Annotated in this window: 20 protein-coding genes and 2 tRNA genes; 18 read left to right on the forward strand and 4 right to left on the reverse strand. The window is 39.4% G+C overall.

Features of this window, described 5'->3' with window-relative positions; genetic code table 11:
• Positions 1-737: 737 nt before the first annotated feature.
• Positions 738-1694: an orange carotenoid protein N-terminal domain-containing protein gene (locus tag HWQ36_RS16005; RefSeq protein WP_292704592.1), complete on the reverse strand. Its 957-nt coding sequence runs from the start codon at positions 1692-1694 to the stop codon at positions 738-740.
• 566 nt (positions 1695-2260) lie between these two features.
• Between HWQ36_RS16005 and HWQ36_RS16010 the strand changes: the two genes are divergently transcribed.
• The 7 genes from HWQ36_RS16010 to ppk2 all read left to right on the forward strand — a co-directional run bounded on the left by HWQ36_RS16010 (position 2261) and on the right by ppk2 (position 8814).
• The gene (locus tag HWQ36_RS16010; protein ID WP_292704594.1) at positions 2261-2455 is read left to right on the forward strand and encodes a hypothetical protein; all 195 of its coding nucleotides are present in this window, start codon (positions 2261-2263) and stop codon (positions 2453-2455) included.
• 257 nt (positions 2456-2712) lie between these two features.
• Entirely contained in the window at positions 2713-3291 is a 579-nt protein-coding gene (locus HWQ36_RS16015; protein ID WP_292704596.1) for a hypothetical protein, read from the forward strand.
• A gap of 199 nt (positions 3292-3490) precedes the next feature.
• Positions 3491-3566, forward strand: a tRNA-Met gene (locus tag HWQ36_RS16020).
• Positions 3566-3640, forward strand: a tRNA-Met gene (locus HWQ36_RS16025). The genes HWQ36_RS16020 and HWQ36_RS16025 overlap by 1 nt, the downstream gene beginning before the upstream one ends.
• A 397-nt stretch (positions 3641-4037) precedes the next feature.
• Positions 4038-6476: a reverse transcriptase domain-containing protein gene (locus tag HWQ36_RS16030; RefSeq protein WP_292704598.1), complete on the forward strand. Its 2439-nt coding sequence runs from the start codon at positions 4038-4040 to the stop codon at positions 6474-6476.
• Between the two features lie 64 nt (positions 6477-6540).
• Positions 6541-7680: an AAA domain-containing protein gene (locus HWQ36_RS16035; RefSeq protein WP_292704600.1), complete on the forward strand. Its 1140-nt coding sequence runs from the start codon at positions 6541-6543 to the stop codon at positions 7678-7680.
• A gap of 180 nt (positions 7681-7860) precedes the next feature.
• Entirely contained in the window at positions 7861-8814 is a 954-nt protein-coding gene (gene ppk2, locus HWQ36_RS16040; protein ID WP_292704602.1) for a polyphosphate kinase 2, read from the forward strand.
• Between the two features lie 338 nt (positions 8815-9152).
• Here ppk2 and HWQ36_RS16045 read toward each other — a convergent pair whose 3' ends face one another.
• The 3 genes from HWQ36_RS16045 to HWQ36_RS16055 all read right to left on the reverse strand — a co-directional run bounded on the left by HWQ36_RS16045 (position 9153) and on the right by HWQ36_RS16055 (position 10368).
• Positions 9153-9410 carry a hypothetical protein gene (locus HWQ36_RS16045; RefSeq protein ID WP_292704604.1) on the reverse strand — a complete coding sequence of 86 codons (258 nt, stop codon included), beginning with the start codon at positions 9408-9410 and terminating at the stop codon, positions 9153-9155.
• 377 nt (positions 9411-9787) lie between these two features.
• Positions 9788-10120 (reverse strand): DUF5615 family PIN-like protein, encoded by a 333-nt coding sequence (locus HWQ36_RS16050; RefSeq protein WP_292704606.1) that lies wholly within the window; start codon positions 10118-10120, stop codon positions 9788-9790.
• On the reverse strand, positions 10117-10368 hold the full coding sequence (locus HWQ36_RS16055) for a DUF433 domain-containing protein (protein WP_292704608.1): 252 nt from the start codon (positions 10366-10368) through the stop codon (positions 10117-10119). The genes HWQ36_RS16050 and HWQ36_RS16055 overlap by 4 nt, the downstream gene beginning before the upstream one ends.
• Between HWQ36_RS16055 and HWQ36_RS16060 the strand changes: the two genes are divergently transcribed.
• From HWQ36_RS16060 to HWQ36_RS16110, 11 genes are all read left to right on the forward strand, one after another.
• A complete protein-coding gene (locus HWQ36_RS16060) occupies positions 10357-10482 on the forward strand; it encodes a hypothetical protein (RefSeq protein ID WP_292704610.1) in 126 nt (41 codons plus the stop codon). The genes HWQ36_RS16055 and HWQ36_RS16060 overlap by 12 nt on opposite strands.
• 439 nt (positions 10483-10921) lie before the next feature.
• Positions 10922-11494 (forward strand): hypothetical protein, encoded by a 573-nt coding sequence (locus HWQ36_RS16065; protein ID WP_292704612.1) that lies wholly within the window; start codon positions 10922-10924, stop codon positions 11492-11494.
• Positions 11495-11750: 256 nt separating this feature from the next.
• A complete protein-coding gene (locus HWQ36_RS16070; protein WP_292704614.1) occupies positions 11751-12305 on the forward strand; it encodes an NYN domain-containing protein in 555 nt (184 codons plus the stop codon).
• A gap of 615 nt (positions 12306-12920) precedes the next feature.
• Positions 12921-13214, forward strand: coding sequence for a BrnT family toxin (locus HWQ36_RS16075; RefSeq protein WP_292704616.1), 294 nt, complete (start codon positions 12921-12923; stop codon positions 13212-13214).
• The gene (locus tag HWQ36_RS16080; protein ID WP_292704618.1) at positions 13177-13437 is read left to right on the forward strand and encodes a hypothetical protein; all 261 of its coding nucleotides are present in this window, start codon (positions 13177-13179) and stop codon (positions 13435-13437) included. The genes HWQ36_RS16075 and HWQ36_RS16080 overlap by 38 nt, the downstream gene beginning before the upstream one ends.
• A gap of 15 nt (positions 13438-13452) precedes the next feature.
• On the forward strand, positions 13453-13605 hold the full coding sequence (locus HWQ36_RS16085; protein ID WP_292704620.1) for a hypothetical protein: 153 nt from the start codon (positions 13453-13455) through the stop codon (positions 13603-13605).
• Between the two features lie 183 nt (positions 13606-13788).
• Positions 13789-14289 carry a type II toxin-antitoxin system VapC family toxin gene (locus tag HWQ36_RS16090; RefSeq protein ID WP_292704621.1) on the forward strand — a complete coding sequence of 167 codons (501 nt, stop codon included), beginning with the start codon at positions 13789-13791 and terminating at the stop codon, positions 14287-14289.
• Positions 14276-14476: a hypothetical protein gene (locus HWQ36_RS16095; protein ID WP_292704623.1), complete on the forward strand. Its 201-nt coding sequence runs from the start codon at positions 14276-14278 to the stop codon at positions 14474-14476. Before HWQ36_RS16090 ends, HWQ36_RS16095 begins: the two co-directional genes overlap by 14 nt.
• 170 nt (positions 14477-14646) lie before the next feature.
• A complete protein-coding gene (locus HWQ36_RS16100) occupies positions 14647-14838 on the forward strand; it encodes a hypothetical protein (RefSeq protein WP_292704625.1) in 192 nt (63 codons plus the stop codon).
• 218 nt (positions 14839-15056) lie between these two features.
• Complete coding sequence (locus HWQ36_RS16105) at positions 15057-15344, forward strand: type II toxin-antitoxin system HigB family toxin (protein WP_292704627.1); 288 nt, start codon at positions 15057-15059, stop codon at positions 15342-15344.
• A complete protein-coding gene (locus HWQ36_RS16110; protein WP_292704629.1) occupies positions 15344-15589 on the forward strand; it encodes a hypothetical protein in 246 nt (81 codons plus the stop codon). The genes HWQ36_RS16105 and HWQ36_RS16110 overlap by 1 nt, the downstream gene beginning before the upstream one ends.
• Positions 15590-15721 lie beyond the last annotated feature (132 nt).

The following is a 15721-nucleotide window of genomic DNA, read 5'->3' on the forward strand; positions in this document are numbered from 1 at the left end:
AAAAGCTGCTTTTGAGTAAGTAAAAGCTCATTTTACTTGCGGAAAACACCAAAATGAGAAAGTAAAAGCTCATTTTGAGTAAGTCAAATGCCATTTTACTAACTAAATTCGACTTTATTTATATTTTTGCGCTGTAATGGCTAGTTTTGATCGTTGTGATGGCAGTGCGTAAGCGTAGCCCGTTTTAGAGGTTGTTTAAAAAGTGTTTAGCTGTGATTTTAGGCACTTATTGATCCCCCCTAACCCTCCTTAAAAAGGGGGGAACCGGAATTAAAGTCCCCCTTTTTAAGGGGAGCCACTTGCTTCATTTGGGGAGACCCCGAATGAAGCAAGTGGCGTGGATTTAGGGGGATCTAGAACTTTTGTTACCAAGAATAAGACTTTTCAAACAACCTCTTCTCTTAGACATCACAATAGATTTAACAATGCTTATCTTATTGACACAATCAAGTTTTAGGCGAACCAGTCCAAGTTTGCCTACATTTGACTAATGCTCGGTTCACCTAGAACCGAGCATTTATTGAGATTTTATTTGATGAGGGTCATGGCGCTTAGAAGATGTTTTAAAAGTCCCAAAAGTTATAATTTTACAGTTATTACTGAGTTAAGTACAACGCCAAATCAAGATTTTAGCTATGTACTAAGATGCTTTGCTATGCTAACGACAAGAGCAAAAAACCCTTTTAAAACATCATCTTAGACAAGCGCAATTCCTTTTGCATTAAAACAAAGAAACTTTACTTGCGAGTTAAGTTAAGCAGTTCTTTAGGAGAAGCAAGTAAGTCAATAGCCACAAAGTAAATTTGACCTTGAGGATCGAGTAAAAATCGCCAAGCAATGTTCATCCCAACATTACCTCCAAACCAAGGAGTTTCCACCGTACCAGTAATTTTATGCTGTGTATAACCATCTTCTATAGTTTCCGAGACACCTTTAGTTGGCTTCATCACTAACCCTTGTCCCTCATCTCGTAGATAGGAAGTGATAGCTTCTCGACCAACAATTGGTTTTTGGAAAGGTGGTTGCAGCGCACCGTTGTTAGCAAATAAAGCAACAGCAGCTTCAAGGTTATCTGCATTCATGGCTTCAATGTATTTCAGCACTGTTGGTTCTGTAACTCCCTCAATAGTAAATTGAGGACTTAGAGATGCACGTGGAAACTTAAAGTTTATTTGTGCTTGTTTCTTATCAGCCAGAGACGGATCGAACCCCATATTTACTACAGTATTGCGTAGTACAGTAATTTGCTGACTCTGATCGATTTTTTGAACAGCTTCTAGGACTGCTTTAACTTGAGTTGACATTTGATAACCAACTGGCATGGGAGCGACAATACCTTCTTTCATCCACTCTCCTAACTGCCACCAGAATCCCAATTTAGCGTTGACACCAAAGTATGCATAAGAACGGCTGATAGGAGTATCAGCATTACTCGCTAAATCTCTCATTAACTGCGTTTGTTCTTCATGAGACATCTGCTTGATTTCGTTAAATATACCTTCCATTAATTGGAGATTAGCTTTTCCGGGAGCAGCTGGGGTAATAGTACGACCTAGTTCAGCGTAGGCATACCAGAGAAATGCCAATTGATCATCAATGTTGAGTTCAGCAAACATTGCTGTAGTGGCTGGAACAGCATCTGCCACTTGAGTGCTAGAGAAGATATTGCGTGCGGACTCAATAGTATAACTCATGCTTATTACCTTAAAGATTTACCTAATCAGTGCTTGCTTTCTGCTACATTTTGCAGCTTGGGGGATAAATCTAGGGCATTCTTCCTAGATGACACAATTATCCCTAGATATTCAAATCCGAATTATTACCATTCACTACTCTGGTATCATAGCTAGTAAACGTTAACAAAAAACTAAGATTTGTAAGATTTATCTGATGAATATCATTGAATGAAATGTATATCTATTATTTATTTTTCAAATTATGGTATAAGAAAACTAGTTTTTTAAAAAATATATCTTGCTAAAGAAAGATATTTAAATATGTGGCATCTATCTATGTAGATAAATATATCTACGTTTTGAACTTTTTTGGTAATAAAAATAGACTTTAGTAATTGCTTAAATTAGTTTTTTTAACTAGTTCCGTGGGTTTAAGTCCCCCGGTTCAATAAAAAAGCAAGTTTTGTGTTGGGGTTAAATCCCCATTACAAAACTTAATTACGTAAAGCCTGCGGCATAGCTTCGCTTAACGCGGAGCGTGCCGGAGGCTCTATTACGAATTACGAACTTGTACTGAGCGACTTGTGCCGAGCGAAGCCGAGGTAAGTCGAAGTATTACGAATTACGAATTACGAATTACGAATTATTTAATTACTGTAGGTGTTGCAGCAGATTTATCTCTAGCCGTAGGTTTTAACTTTTCACCTTATGTGGAAAAGTTAAAACCTAACCCCCTTCCCGTGGCAGGGTGGATAATTGTCGGGAAAAAACTTTTCTGACTCGACCGTTGGACTCACAGGCATTCCGCAAGAGGAGTCGGAGTTTATTAGTAAAACGTAACTTATAAATTTTTGCGATCGCTGTTTAGTTAGGAGATAGCTTTGCTTCAATCCGTAAAGCCAATCATTTGGAGATTATCTGTAGGGTAATAAGGGTTATTCAAAATGCTAGCAATTTGATAACATTAACAAAAAGGGCTGATGTCTACAATAGGCTATTCCGCGTCGCCCTCTTCAGCAGAAAATGCAGAAACACTATGGCAAAGCGTAAAAAAAGCAATCTCCAGTGGATCAAAGAAACGCTTGAACTAAAACCCGATCATCGTTGGGAATCTCCATCAGGCTACAAAATATTTGTAGCAGATCGAGGCGCTGTTCGCTTCAATGTTCCCCAGGATTGGGTTCTTGAGCCACAAGAAAAATCTTTCAAATTCCTCGATAAAAAACCGCCCAACGATGATTGCTGTCTGGAAGTATCTTTTAATCGCCTGCCACCCAACGACTGGAGCCAGTTTCCGCTAAAATCTACTTTGAAAAAAGTGATGGAAGACGACAGCCGTAACATCATTGCCAAGGGAGAAATTATTACCATCAAGCGCCAAACTGCCAGAATTGTCTGGACAGAGATGAAGTTCATTGACACTCAAGAAGAACCACGGGAAGCTTTTTCGCGGACTTGCATTGGTTTGGGGTCAAATGTTCAGTGCTTGATTACATTCGATTATTGGGCAGATCAAGCAGAACAATTAATACCCTTTTGGGATGAAGCGATGCGTAGTCTCACATTAGGGTTGTATATCCGTGACCCCATGACTGGTCTAGCTTTCCCAGACTGAGCTACAAGAATAAATCGTGAGCATCTATTAAATTGAGGCGTAGGCCTAACCCAGCGCAGACATTGTAAAGGTTCTTCCTATGCTAGATTTGAAGCGGGATAGTAATAAAGTTACAAAGCTATAGTTTAGGTTCCATAAGCCTAACTGGTGCGCCAACCTTTGGTATCAGCGTATGTCGCCGAGTACTTTAAACTATATCGTTTGATTAGCTCAGTTGGTAGAGCGATCGACTCATAATCGATTGGTCACAGGTTCGACTCCTGTATCAAACCCCAGAAAGTTAGCTCACTGGTAGAGCAATCGACTCATAATCGATGTGTTGTAGGTTCGATTCCTATACTTTCCACCAACCCTGTCCGGGTCAAAAGACACTACCCTGTCACGGTAGCCAATATGGTACGAATCTCAAAAGATTCGAGACCCCTCATTTTCTTAACTCTGCGGTGCAAGTGTTCTGCTATCGGTCATGACTCATAAGGGCAATGTTCGGTAGCCACAGTCAAGGAGCAAGCGCAACTGCATTTTTCCTTAACTTGAGTATGTCCCTTCGTTTTCTACATTTAGTTTTCCTTTGGGATTCTGCATTGGTAAATGAACGGTATATTTGAGCGCAGTTCTCTTTTTCTAAATTGCCATTGAGCAGTTTGGGAAAAGTAACAGCAATCTTAATCCAGCTTTGGAGAAGCTTTTGCCCACACCTAAACTGTAAACACTTGCACTTGCAGAGTAAAAAAATCTTTTGTATTATGTACAACAAAAATCTAACCACTACCCAATTAGCGGCTGAAAGTAATCTAGAAAAGTTGCGAACTGATAATTTAGCACTTTTGCGATCGCATGGTTTAGCTGAATATAATACTGCCGAAAAAATAGCCTTGGCGATGGGAATAAGTCTTGAAAAACTGCGCTTTTTAACAACTAATACATCCCTAATTAGACATTACCTCCCTTTCAAAATCCCAAAAAAGACAGGTGGAGAAAGAATTATTTCTGCACCAAAGCCCGAACTTAAAGCTGCTCAAAGGTGGATTCTAGAGAATATTTTAGAGAAATTAGAACTTCATAATGCAGCGCACGGCTTTTGTAAAAATCGTTCGATAGTCACCAATGCTAAACCCCATGTTGGTGCAAATGTAATAGTCAATATTGATTTACAGAACTTTTTTCAGTCAATATTATTGGGTGTTCAAAAAACCCAATCAAAAAAACTTTTTTTGTTTTTTCTACTCTGTCATGCAGGTATTTATAACAGTAAAAGAGCTAAGATATTTGGTGAGCTTTTGAAAAAAGAACGCGAAGCAATTCCCAATATTAATGTCATATTTTCCAACTTCAGCCAATGGAATCCTAGTAGATTACAAGAAGCAAAAGATTTATTAAATCAATTGGCGCAATTTTTACCTTTATTTAAGGGAGAGAAAACAACTATTTGGGCAAAAAGTTCTCTAGATTCTTATTCCTATGAAATGGAACTGCAAATTACAGAGAAAATAGAGGAATTTCAGCAAGCCATTTTTTTATCCCAAAAGATTAATCAAGAATTGCAAGAAACTCTCCAAGTTCAACCTTTATTGAATTTAGAGTCTCTAGATAAGTTTTATCCAGCCATAGACTACATACGAAAAGCTCCATTAAATCTGCCAGAAAACTGGACTGGAGTAGATATTGCAATTGCTCAGAATGCTTTCACTATTCTGCAAACAGACGTTCAAGATATTGAAAAAAATAAGCTTTCGCAAGAAGTGCAAAATTTGCTGGATCGGCTTTCTTCATTTCTACCATTTTTAAGAGGAGAAAAAACAACTATTTGGGCACAAAGTACTTTAAACTCTTGCTCTGATACTCTAGAGCTAGAAATTAAGAATAAAATCAATAAATTGAAACAAGCAATTTCTTTGATTCAGACAGCTAGCCAACAGCTTCAAATGATTATGAGGATTCAACCCTTATTAAATTTGGAAAATGTAGAAGCTTGCTTTCCTGCTCTTAAACATATACTGCAAGTGCCAAATAAGTTACCAGAAAATTGGCATGAATTGGATATTTCAACTACTCAGGATGCCTTCAGTAAGTTGAAAGGCGATATTAAGTTACTAGAAGAAACTGAGCCAATTTTAAAACAAAAATATAATCCTGAATTATTCTCTTCAGAATTACCTGCTTTAGCCAACAGATATCAAAAATATAGTCGCTTTTGGTTGATTAGAATTTTTAATCCCCAATACAGGCGCGATATCAAACTTTTGAAGAAACTAAGCACTAAAGAGGGACAGATTTCTCACAACGAATTAAAACGTGATTTGACACAAGCCGTTCAAATACAAGCCGCACGAAACAAGCTATATCAAAGCAATTACCCAGCCCGCCAGATTTTTGGATCTTTATTTAACCCGGAAGTTTCTAGTGAAGAAGAATTAAAAGCAATTGAACAGTCTTTAAGTTGGTTGACTGGCTTACAAAAGTATTCACTTCCTGCTGAGTCAGCCCAACAGATTGTAAATTCTCCCTCTAGACGACGTGAACTGGATCAATTAGTTAAGAAACTTGAATCCCTTCCTGAAGATATTAAAGAGGGTATGGATTTCTTATTCTCATACTTTAATGAGAATGATATTATTGGGCAATATCTGCCTCATAATCAAATTTCATTTACCGAACTGGCAAGTTTTTTAAATCTAGCTCAATTAGACTTACCAGAATTTCGCCAATGGTTGACATATAAAGAAATCTATGAACGACTAGAAAGTTTAGGAGTCCAAGATTTCTTAGATGCTTTGCGCGATAACAAACTTAATCCTATTGAGTCTGTACAAAATAGGCTACGTCATATTAACTACCAGCCTCATCAGGTGTTTGGATCTTTGTTTAATCCAGAAGTTTCTAGTGAAGCAGAGTTAAAAGAAATTGAACAAGCTTTAAATTGGTTGATTGGCTTACAAAAGTTTTCGCTTTCTGCTGATTCCGTCCAGCGCATTCTAAATTCTCCTTCTAAACGGCGCAAAATGGCTGAATTAGTTAAGGAATATGAGTCAGCCCATCACAGTATTAGGCAAGGATTAGATTTCCTCTTATCGCACTTTAATGAAAGTGACATTACAGATTATTACTTACCTCGTAATCAAATTACTTTTGTCGAGCTAGAAAGCTTCTTAAACTTGGCTCAATCTGAATTGTCTTATTTTTGATGAAGCATCTCAGCTTCGGACTGAGGATGTTGTTCCTTCAATTATCCGTTCAAATCAAGTCATTGTGATTGGGGATAATAAACAGCTTCCTCCCACTTCATTCTTTTCAACCGGAGATAGTCAAGAAGATATCGATGATGAAGATGATGAAAGGTATGAAAGCGTTTTGGATGAATGTTCAAAATTTATGTTTGAACACATATTGAAATGGCACTACCGCAGTCAGGATGAGCGTTTGATTGCTTTCTCCAACTGTCATTTTTACGGCAACGAATTAGTTACATTTCCAAACCCAGTTCAAAACCCAGATTTAGGAGTGTGGTTTAAGCACGTTTCTGATGGCGTTTACGATCGCGGGAAACGCAGAGATAATCGACGTGAAGCTGAAGTGGTTGCTCAGTTGGCGTTGGAGCATTTTCAACGGTTTCCCGAACAATCCCTTGGTATTATTGCCTTTAGCGAAGCCCAAGCAGACGCGATTCGGGAGCAAATTGAAATTTTGGGGAAAGAATATCTTGATCTAGAGACATTTTGCAGTGATAACTCACCTCAGTTTTTTCTCAAAGCCCTGGAAAACGTTCAGGGTGATGAGCGAGATGCCATTATACTCAGCGTTGGGTATGCTCGTGATGAGCAAGGTAAACTTTCTCTCAATTTTGGCCCCTTAAATCGGCAAGGTGGAGAACGACGGCTCAACGTCGCCGTCACGCGGGCAAAAAGTAAAATTACGCTTGTTTCTTCCATTGTGGCTGGTGATATCAATACAACAAGCACCAGCAGCAAAGGTGTAAAATTACTGCACGATTACCTGGAGTACGCAGCGAGTGGTGGAGAAAAACTGCAAGGTAACTCTTACACAGATACGCTTCACTTTGACTCGCCATTTGAAGAAGATGTTTACCATACTTTAGTCCAGCAGGGATACACTATCCGCACCCAAGTTGGATGTTCAGGATACCGGATTGACCTTGGTGTAGTCAATAACGATCGCTCTGGTGAGTTTTTACTAGGGATTGAGTGTGATGGTGTATCTTACCATAGTTCACCTACTGCCAGAGATCGCGATCGCCTCAGACAACAGGTGCTTGAAAGGCTAGGTTGGAAAATTCACCGCATTTGGTCAACAGATTGGTTTCGTAACAAACCTGTTCAAGTTCGTCTGTTGATAGAAAAAATCAAACAACTACAACAAATAAATAGCTAAAAGTTTCGTCCGGTGAGCGATCGCTTTTCGATAGGTCTTGCTGCGTTCTGCTATTAAACTAAAAATTGAAATTGACCATAACGCAGATGGATAAAAATTTTACATCTTTAGTATTGTTATACTTATAAAGGTGTATATTTACACTCAGTTTGCATTAAAATATATACCTTATAGATAATTATGCCGATTCAATGGCATGGAGTCACTGCAATGTCAATTGATGAAGTTGAAAACCAACAAAATAATGGTCTAGTTCAACCCTCTACAGACTTAATAGAAAAACTAGTAAAGGCAAAAGACAAGAAAAAATCTAAAAAATCCAAACGGATTTTTGATGGTAGCACAGAAGTTTTTGCTAAGAAAATTCCCAAAAAGACTTTTGAAACTGAACTAGAGCAACTCCAGATTGAGCTAGTCAAAATGCAATATTGGATTAAGCACGTCGGCTATCGGGTTGTCGTCATATTTGAAGGGCGCGATGCTGCCGGCAAAGGAGGAGTAATTAAACGCATTGCCGATCCACTCAATCCTCGTGGCTGTCGTGTAGTTGCTCTGGGAACCCCCTCCGATCGCGAGAAAACTCAGTGGTATTTTCAGCGTTACGTGCAACATCTTCCGACAGCAGGCGAAATTGTCCTTTTCGATCGCAGTTGGTACAATCGAGCCGGAGTTGAACGGGTAATGGATTTTTGTAGTGAAGCAGAATATCAAGAATTCATGCAATCTTGCCCGGAATTTGAACGAATGCTGGTGCGATCGGGCATTGTTTTAATCAAGTACTGGTTCTCCGTTAGCGACGAAGAACAAGAGCAACGCTTTCTTTCTCGCAGTCACGATCCAGCAAGGCGTTGGAAACTTAGCCCAATGGATTTGGAATCACGTAATCGTTGGGTAGAATACTCCAAAGCAAAAGATACCATGTTTGCTTACACGAATATTCCAGAAGCCCCCTGGTTTACAATTGAAGCAGATGATAAAAGACGGGCGCGGCTCAACTGCATTCATCATTTATTGAGCAAAGTTCCTTACGAAGATATGACACCTCCTCCCTTAGAGCTTCCGTCTAGACCTTTGGCTGAGGATTATGTTCGCGCACCCCGCAATGAGCAGTTCTTTGTCCCTCAAGTGTATTGAGCTACAACTTATCGCTAATAATTGAATATGGCAAACGTTATCTACAGGTGTTGCATAGGCGTAGCCCGCACTTCGACTTCGCTCAGTGACCGTCGTAGACATCGCCTATAGCTCTTCTCCAAACCAATTTTGATTCTGGGGATAGTGCTGTCGAAAATTAGTCAATTACATAGCTTGGGAGCAATTGCTTTGAAAACAATACTAAGTACAGAACGCCGGAAGTGACAGAAGTTTATCAAGCCTTAAGATTTTGATGCTATTGAAGGTACGATTTAAGCCCCAAGTATGAGAGTTAGCGACAAGTTGCTGAAATCAAGTGCAGGCAAGTGAAGCAGAGACTAATTAAATTCGGGCATTTGGAACTCGGGCAGTTGAATTTGCGGTATTTGGAACTGCGGCACTTGGAATTCAAATTGAGGCAGTTGGAATTGAAATTGAGGAAGTTGGAACTGCGGGATTTGGAACTGCGGCACTTGGAACTGCGGCACTGAAGGCAACGACGCCCCTCCCATCACCCATTTCATCTCTACATCGGAGAGTTCTTCAAGTTCAACTTGGTTGAAAGTTAGCTGTGCATTGTTTTTTATTTTTGCCATGAGTTTCCTTCTAGGTTAAAAAACACAATACATCAATACAGCACTTACGGCAGCTATGAGGTACATTCCCAAATCTGAAAGCTTTGATAGGAGAGGGCAAGGAAAAAAACTGTATTGCATAATAGCCGGAAGCGCTGTAATATATCTCGAATGGGGTTAGTGGCGGGTCTTTCTATTTTTGCAGACTTAGTTTTATTAACGCGCAATCATCGGGATTTGGGCAAATTCCCCGGATTGTTAATAGAGGATTGGACAGTTTAATGCGACACCGAACAGCCCGTCGTAGACATCGCCTAGTTTATTGTTGAGCGAGGGCGATCGCTCCAAGGAACTACTTCTTATGAATCTCGCGCACACAATCCCTCGAAAAGAAAGCCTTAGTACAATTCTAGACAATGCAGACTTGGATTATTGAGTAGCCTCTGAATTATCTCCACCCCAGAACGAAGTAAAGATTCAACTTGCTTTGTGGGTGCATTTTGGCAACGTAGCCATACAACTTTAGGTGGAGAACCGTACAAACGGCTTCTTTCAGCAAAGTCTACATCTTGAGTTACGATGCAAAAGTCATTGGTTTTAGCAAATTCCCATATTTCAGTATCAGTCTTCACTTCCAGTCCATGAAACTGAACATGACTAGAATCAGGGAAAACGTCTGCTAATTGAGTTACCAGCTTGCGACTCAAATTTTGATCAAAAAGCAGCTTCAAACACCACCTACCGTTTGCGTAGCGTTTGGTAGAGAGGCAACTAAACGATGTTCACGGTCAGCAGCAAACTCTAGACTTGCCCTAATATCTTCTTCTGTTAATTCAGGGAAATCGTCTAATATCTCTCCATGAGACATACCAGCTGCCAACCAGCCGAGAACATCGTACACGGTAATTCGCATCCGTCGAATACAAGGCTTACCACCTCGCTTATCCGGTTCAATTGTAATAATATCGTGATAGCTCATGGTGATTTTAAACTGTATGGTATCTTTCTAAGTCTAGAACAGCTTTACATCGTGCTGCAACGAGGCGATCGCTACAACGCTCTACTTCTTGTCCATCTCACAGATAATCTTTAAAGGCGATCGCAACAACAGTCTACTTCTTTTACTGCGATGTCTACGACAGGATATTCGGCATCGCACTATCTCGTAAATTAGTTTTATTAACACGCAATCATCGGGATTTGGGCAAATTACCTGGATTGTTAATAGAAGATTGGACGGTTTAATGCGTAGGCGCAGCCCGTCGTAGACATCGCCTAGTTTATTGTCGAGTCAGGGCGATCGCTACAACGGTTTACTTCTTGTCCATCTCACACATAATCTCTAAATATAAAGTCGCGTTTTGTTGAATTGGGGTGATCGCAGGCTGATTTTGTTTAAGGGTATTTTTACGGAAACTTTTTAAAAATGAAATTTTATGTAATTACGTCTAAGTAATATTTCGGTCGCAATAAAATAAAGTTGAGGTTAAGGTATTTTGATATTGTTAAATGAGGTATAACAACTAATCAAGATGTCTCAGAACACAGCCCTAAATGAACAGCAACAAAACAAACTAGTAAATAAAGTTTCAGCGATTCGCTTCAACCTTGGTATAGGTAATTTTGATGAAGCTAAACAAAGAGCTTTCTCAGCAGAAAAATCATTGATTGAAGAAGGTATGTCTCCGTTCGGCATTATAACCTTTTATGAACATATTCCAATGGATTTCGCAAATATTGGAGATTTTGATACAGCTGCAAAGCTTTTAAATTCTTGCTTGGCTTTTCTGGACAAGAATAAAACTTTTTTTGAGGATGCCTTCTATTCTCGAATTAGGGAACTTGCTGAAAATGCCAGAGAAAATATGGTTATGCAAATGAAGAGGGTCACTGGTATGGGCTTTCTATATATAGATATCACCGCTAAAGACACTGACAGCAATCAATACCAAGTTTTATTTAAGGGAGTTTCAGTAGGTATTGTTATAAAGCAAGATGATATTTGGTTTGCGTTAAAACCCGGAAGCAATACATACGAAGCTAAAAAATTTCTGCATAAAGCTGATGCTGCTAAACATTTAGCAGAACTAGCGAAACTAGATTAGCAAACTTGAGTCTTGCCTATATATTACTTTTGCTTTTAGTGATAGTGTTTGCTGTCATGCGATCACATTTTAGGTAATAGTTTTCTGTTAAGTAAAAGTGATCGCTAAAATTTAGTTTAATAAAATGATACAAGTAACTTAAATTCATTAGCCAATTATAGTGGTAGCGAGCAGTCTAACAATTCGGTTAGAGCCGATAGTTAAAATAGATTGTCAGTTTACCTATATTCATCCTATCTATTGCTAGCTAGCATATATGTCAATTCATATTTTTTGGGACAATTCAAATATTTGGTTAGTAGGTCGTAATGTTTGCCAACAAAAGGAACCTAGCGATCAAAATAGTTTCCGTATTCACTTTTCTAATCTGTTCGATTTTGTTGTAGATAATCGCAAAGTAGATTATGTTTTTGTTGGCGGTTCTATCCCACCAGATAGCGATCCACTGTGGCAGAGATTTGCAAATTTAGGGATTAAGTTCAATAAGCAAGAGCGAGGGCAAAGTAGTGGTGGTGAAGTTGCTGTAGATGAAATCATCCAACTTCAGATGGCTAATCAGGTACTTGGTGTAAACCCACCAGGTGTCATAGTACTTCTAACAGGTGATGGTAGTGGTTACAATAATGATCAAGGCTTTATTAAACAGTTGGAACTAGCACACAAACATGGTTGGCAAATTGAGGTAGTAAGCTGGGATTTAGGTTGCAATCGTTTATTGAAAAGATTCGCAGAGAATAACGGAGTTTACCGGCCATTAGAAACTGTTTATAATAAGGTAACATTTATTAATAACAAGCGTTGGGCTATGTGAGTCTAGTTATGTTCTATGGGTGAGAAGCAAGCAACATGATAGTATGTTAAAGCGGGCAACTAACAAATCCTAATGCAGTTTTAAATATTACAGCAGATTTCATTTGCATGAGGTACAAATTAATTGATTTTGGGGCAGGAGGCAGGAGGGAGAAGAATTGTTTTTATCCTTAATTCTCTAGTCGTGTACCTCATTTGCTTGCAAACTGCTGTATTTGCCGTCATTCAATTTAACGTCAGACAAAAGTTAGGAGAATTGCATCTTCTACAATTACTCTAATATTTAGTAGCTTGTTGTCAAGTAAAAGCGATCGCACCATTTAATCTAAAAAATCGTCATTTAAAATAGTCTTTTATTTTACAGTTTTCCTTTGAGCAAAATGCAAGCAAAATCTAAAAACGAGACTCCATAAGAGTTATACTATCTAAAACATCAAAACAGATTGTTATTATATAACGCTGCAACTTGCATTTAGGCTAGAAATCGGCTCTTTTTTCTCTCGCCGCGAAAAAACCTTGCATAGTATGATGTTGAGGAGCGATCGCTACCTCAAATGACCTATGTAGTCACATTACAGTTTTCATATTAATTGTCAGAATTCGATAAAATAAGTATATGAAGTTTGAATGGGATCAGCAAAAAAATGAGGTTAACATTGTAAAACATGAACTGGATTTTGCGGATGCGTATCGGATTTTCAGACTACCACTTCGGATTTCTCTGGATAACCGTCAAGATTATGGAGAAGATCGATTAATTGGGCTGGGAATGCTTGATGGACGCATTGTAGTTGTAGTTTTCACAGAACTAGACGAAGAAACAATCCGAATTATTTCACTTCGTAAAGCTTTACCTTATGAACGAAAACGCTATGAACAATACCTCAAGAACGAACTGGGAGAAAGTTGATTCGCTCACAGAAGAAGAAATTGATACATCTGATATTCCTCCTTTAACTGAGGAGTTTTTTAGCAACTCTCGATGGTGGAAGCCTGTTGCGTCGTTGAATGTTCTTGTTCAGATAGAACCTGAAACATTGGCTTGGTTCCAGTCTCAGGGTGAAGATTATGAAAAAAGAATGGCCGCAGCACTGCGAATCTATGCAGAAGCTCACCAAATGGGGCAAAAGTAAAAAGTTACTAGATGAATGCGATCGCAACAACAGTCTACTTCTTTTACTGCGATGTCTACGACGGGCTATTCGGCGATCGCACTTTCTCGTAAATTAGTTTTATTAACGCGCAATCATCGGGATTTGGGCAAAGTACCAGGATTGTTAATTGAGGATTGGACGGTTTAATGCGACACCGATAGCGTAGCGTTAGCGACGCAGGAGCGTCATAGCCCGTCGTAGACATCGCCTAGTTTATTGCCGAGTGAGGGCGACGCCGAATAGCCCGTCGCAGACATCGCTTAGGTGGTTAATTAAAGACGATAATGTTGGAGTATCAGGCATTGGCAAAGATGGTCAAGCCGTTCATTTATGTCACTCCTTACCGCAATGAAGCCAAAAGTTTACATTGAAACCTCCATTCCCAGTTTTTATTACGAGGCACGTACTGAACCTGATATGGTGGCGCGGCGGGACTGGACACGGGAATGGTGGAGTCATAGTGACAACTATGTGCTTGTAACTAGTCTTGCAGTGCTGGATGAACTCAATCGAGGTAACTTTCCTGGAAAGAACGAGGCAATAAAACTGATTAGTGGCTTGTTATTTGTCCCGATTGAATCTGTGGTTGCTGAAATCGTTGAAGTGTATATTCAGCAACAACTGATGCCCAAAGATCCACTTGGAGATGCACTACATCTTGCCCTAGCTTCGTATCATAAATGTGATTTTCTCTTAACTTGGAATTGTCGTCACTTGGCAAATGCCAATAAGTTTGGGCATATTCGACGGCTGAACGTTATGCTGGGGTTATACGTTCCAACGCTAGTTACGCCGTTAGAGTTGATAGGAGCGCAAAATGACGAAGAATGATGAGGGAATTAGCCAAATACGTAAAATTCGCCATATTATATCTCTAGAGAATGGACACAATCCTCAGAAGTTGGTGAATTACTATATTCAACTTCAGAAACAATATCCCTACCTTATACAGTACAAAGAGCAGCAGACAAAAGTTCTAGAATCCCCAACACAACAAGGTATTGAAGCCGAAGCATAGGAGCGATCGGTTAAGTTTGCATTATCTGCGGGGTATGATAGGGAATGTTACTGCGATGTCTACGACGGGCTATTCGGCGATCGCACATCTCGTAAATTAGTTTTATTAACGCGCAATCATCGGGATTTGGGCAAAGTAGCCGGATTGTTAATAGAGGATTAGACGCTTTAATGCGACACCGAACAGCCCGTCGTAGACATCGCCTAGTTTATTGTCGAGTAAGATCGCAACAACAGTCTACTTCTTTATACTGCGATGTCTACGACGGGCTATTCGGTATCGCACTATCTCGTAAATTAGTTTTATTAACGCGCAATCATCGGGATTTGGGCAAAGTAGCCGGATTGCTAATTGAGGATTAGACGGTTTAATGCGACACCGAACAGCCCGTCGTAGACATCGCCTAGTTTATTGTTGAGTCAGGGCGATCTACAACAGTCTACTTCTTGTCCATCTCACACACAATCTCTAAATATACAGTAGTGTGTTGTTGAATAAAGGCAATGATTAAAATATAAGATTATCAGGGAGAGGTGAATTATATGCATTACAGAATTATTAAAACATCAGGGGTCTTCAGATGCATGTTATTACTCGTAAACGGCTGAATGAATTTGCTAAACTTCATCCAGATACAAATAACGCCTTGACTCAGTGGTATCAATTAGTCAAGGGAAATGAGTTTGTCTCATTTGTAGAACTCCGTGAAATGTTTCCATCCGCAGATCAAGTCGGTAAATTGACAGTATTTAATATTGGTGGTAACAAAGTTAGACTCATTGCCGCAATTCATTACAACCGCAAAAAAGTCTACATTCGGGCTGTGTTAACGCATTCAGAATATGATGAAGGAAAGTGGAAGGAATAATGCAAAGTTTCAACCTAAATCAAACCATCATTGCTTGGTCATCTATTGCGGAAAACGTCTTTGTTCCTCACACAGAAGAGGAATATGAACGCTTAGTTGAGATCCTTGATTGTCTCATCGATCAAGTTGGTGAAGACGAAAAGCATCCACTCGCGTCTCTAATGGAAGTTATCGGCGTTTTAATTGAAAACTACGAAACTGAACATATTCCTGAGTTAGAGGCGATGCCTTCGGCAAGCCGCTAAGAGCGTCTACGCTTAACTTCACCCAGTATAAATATACAGTGGCGTGTTGTCGAACTGGGGCGATCGCAACAACAGTCTACTTCTTTTACTAAGATGTCGACGACGCTTTACTTCCTGTGCATCTCACAGACA

It is taken from the genome of Nostoc sp. NMS2 (assembly GCF_017115105.1).
Taxonomy (GTDB): domain Bacteria; phylum Cyanobacteriota; class Cyanobacteriia; order Cyanobacteriales; family Nostocaceae; genus Nostoc.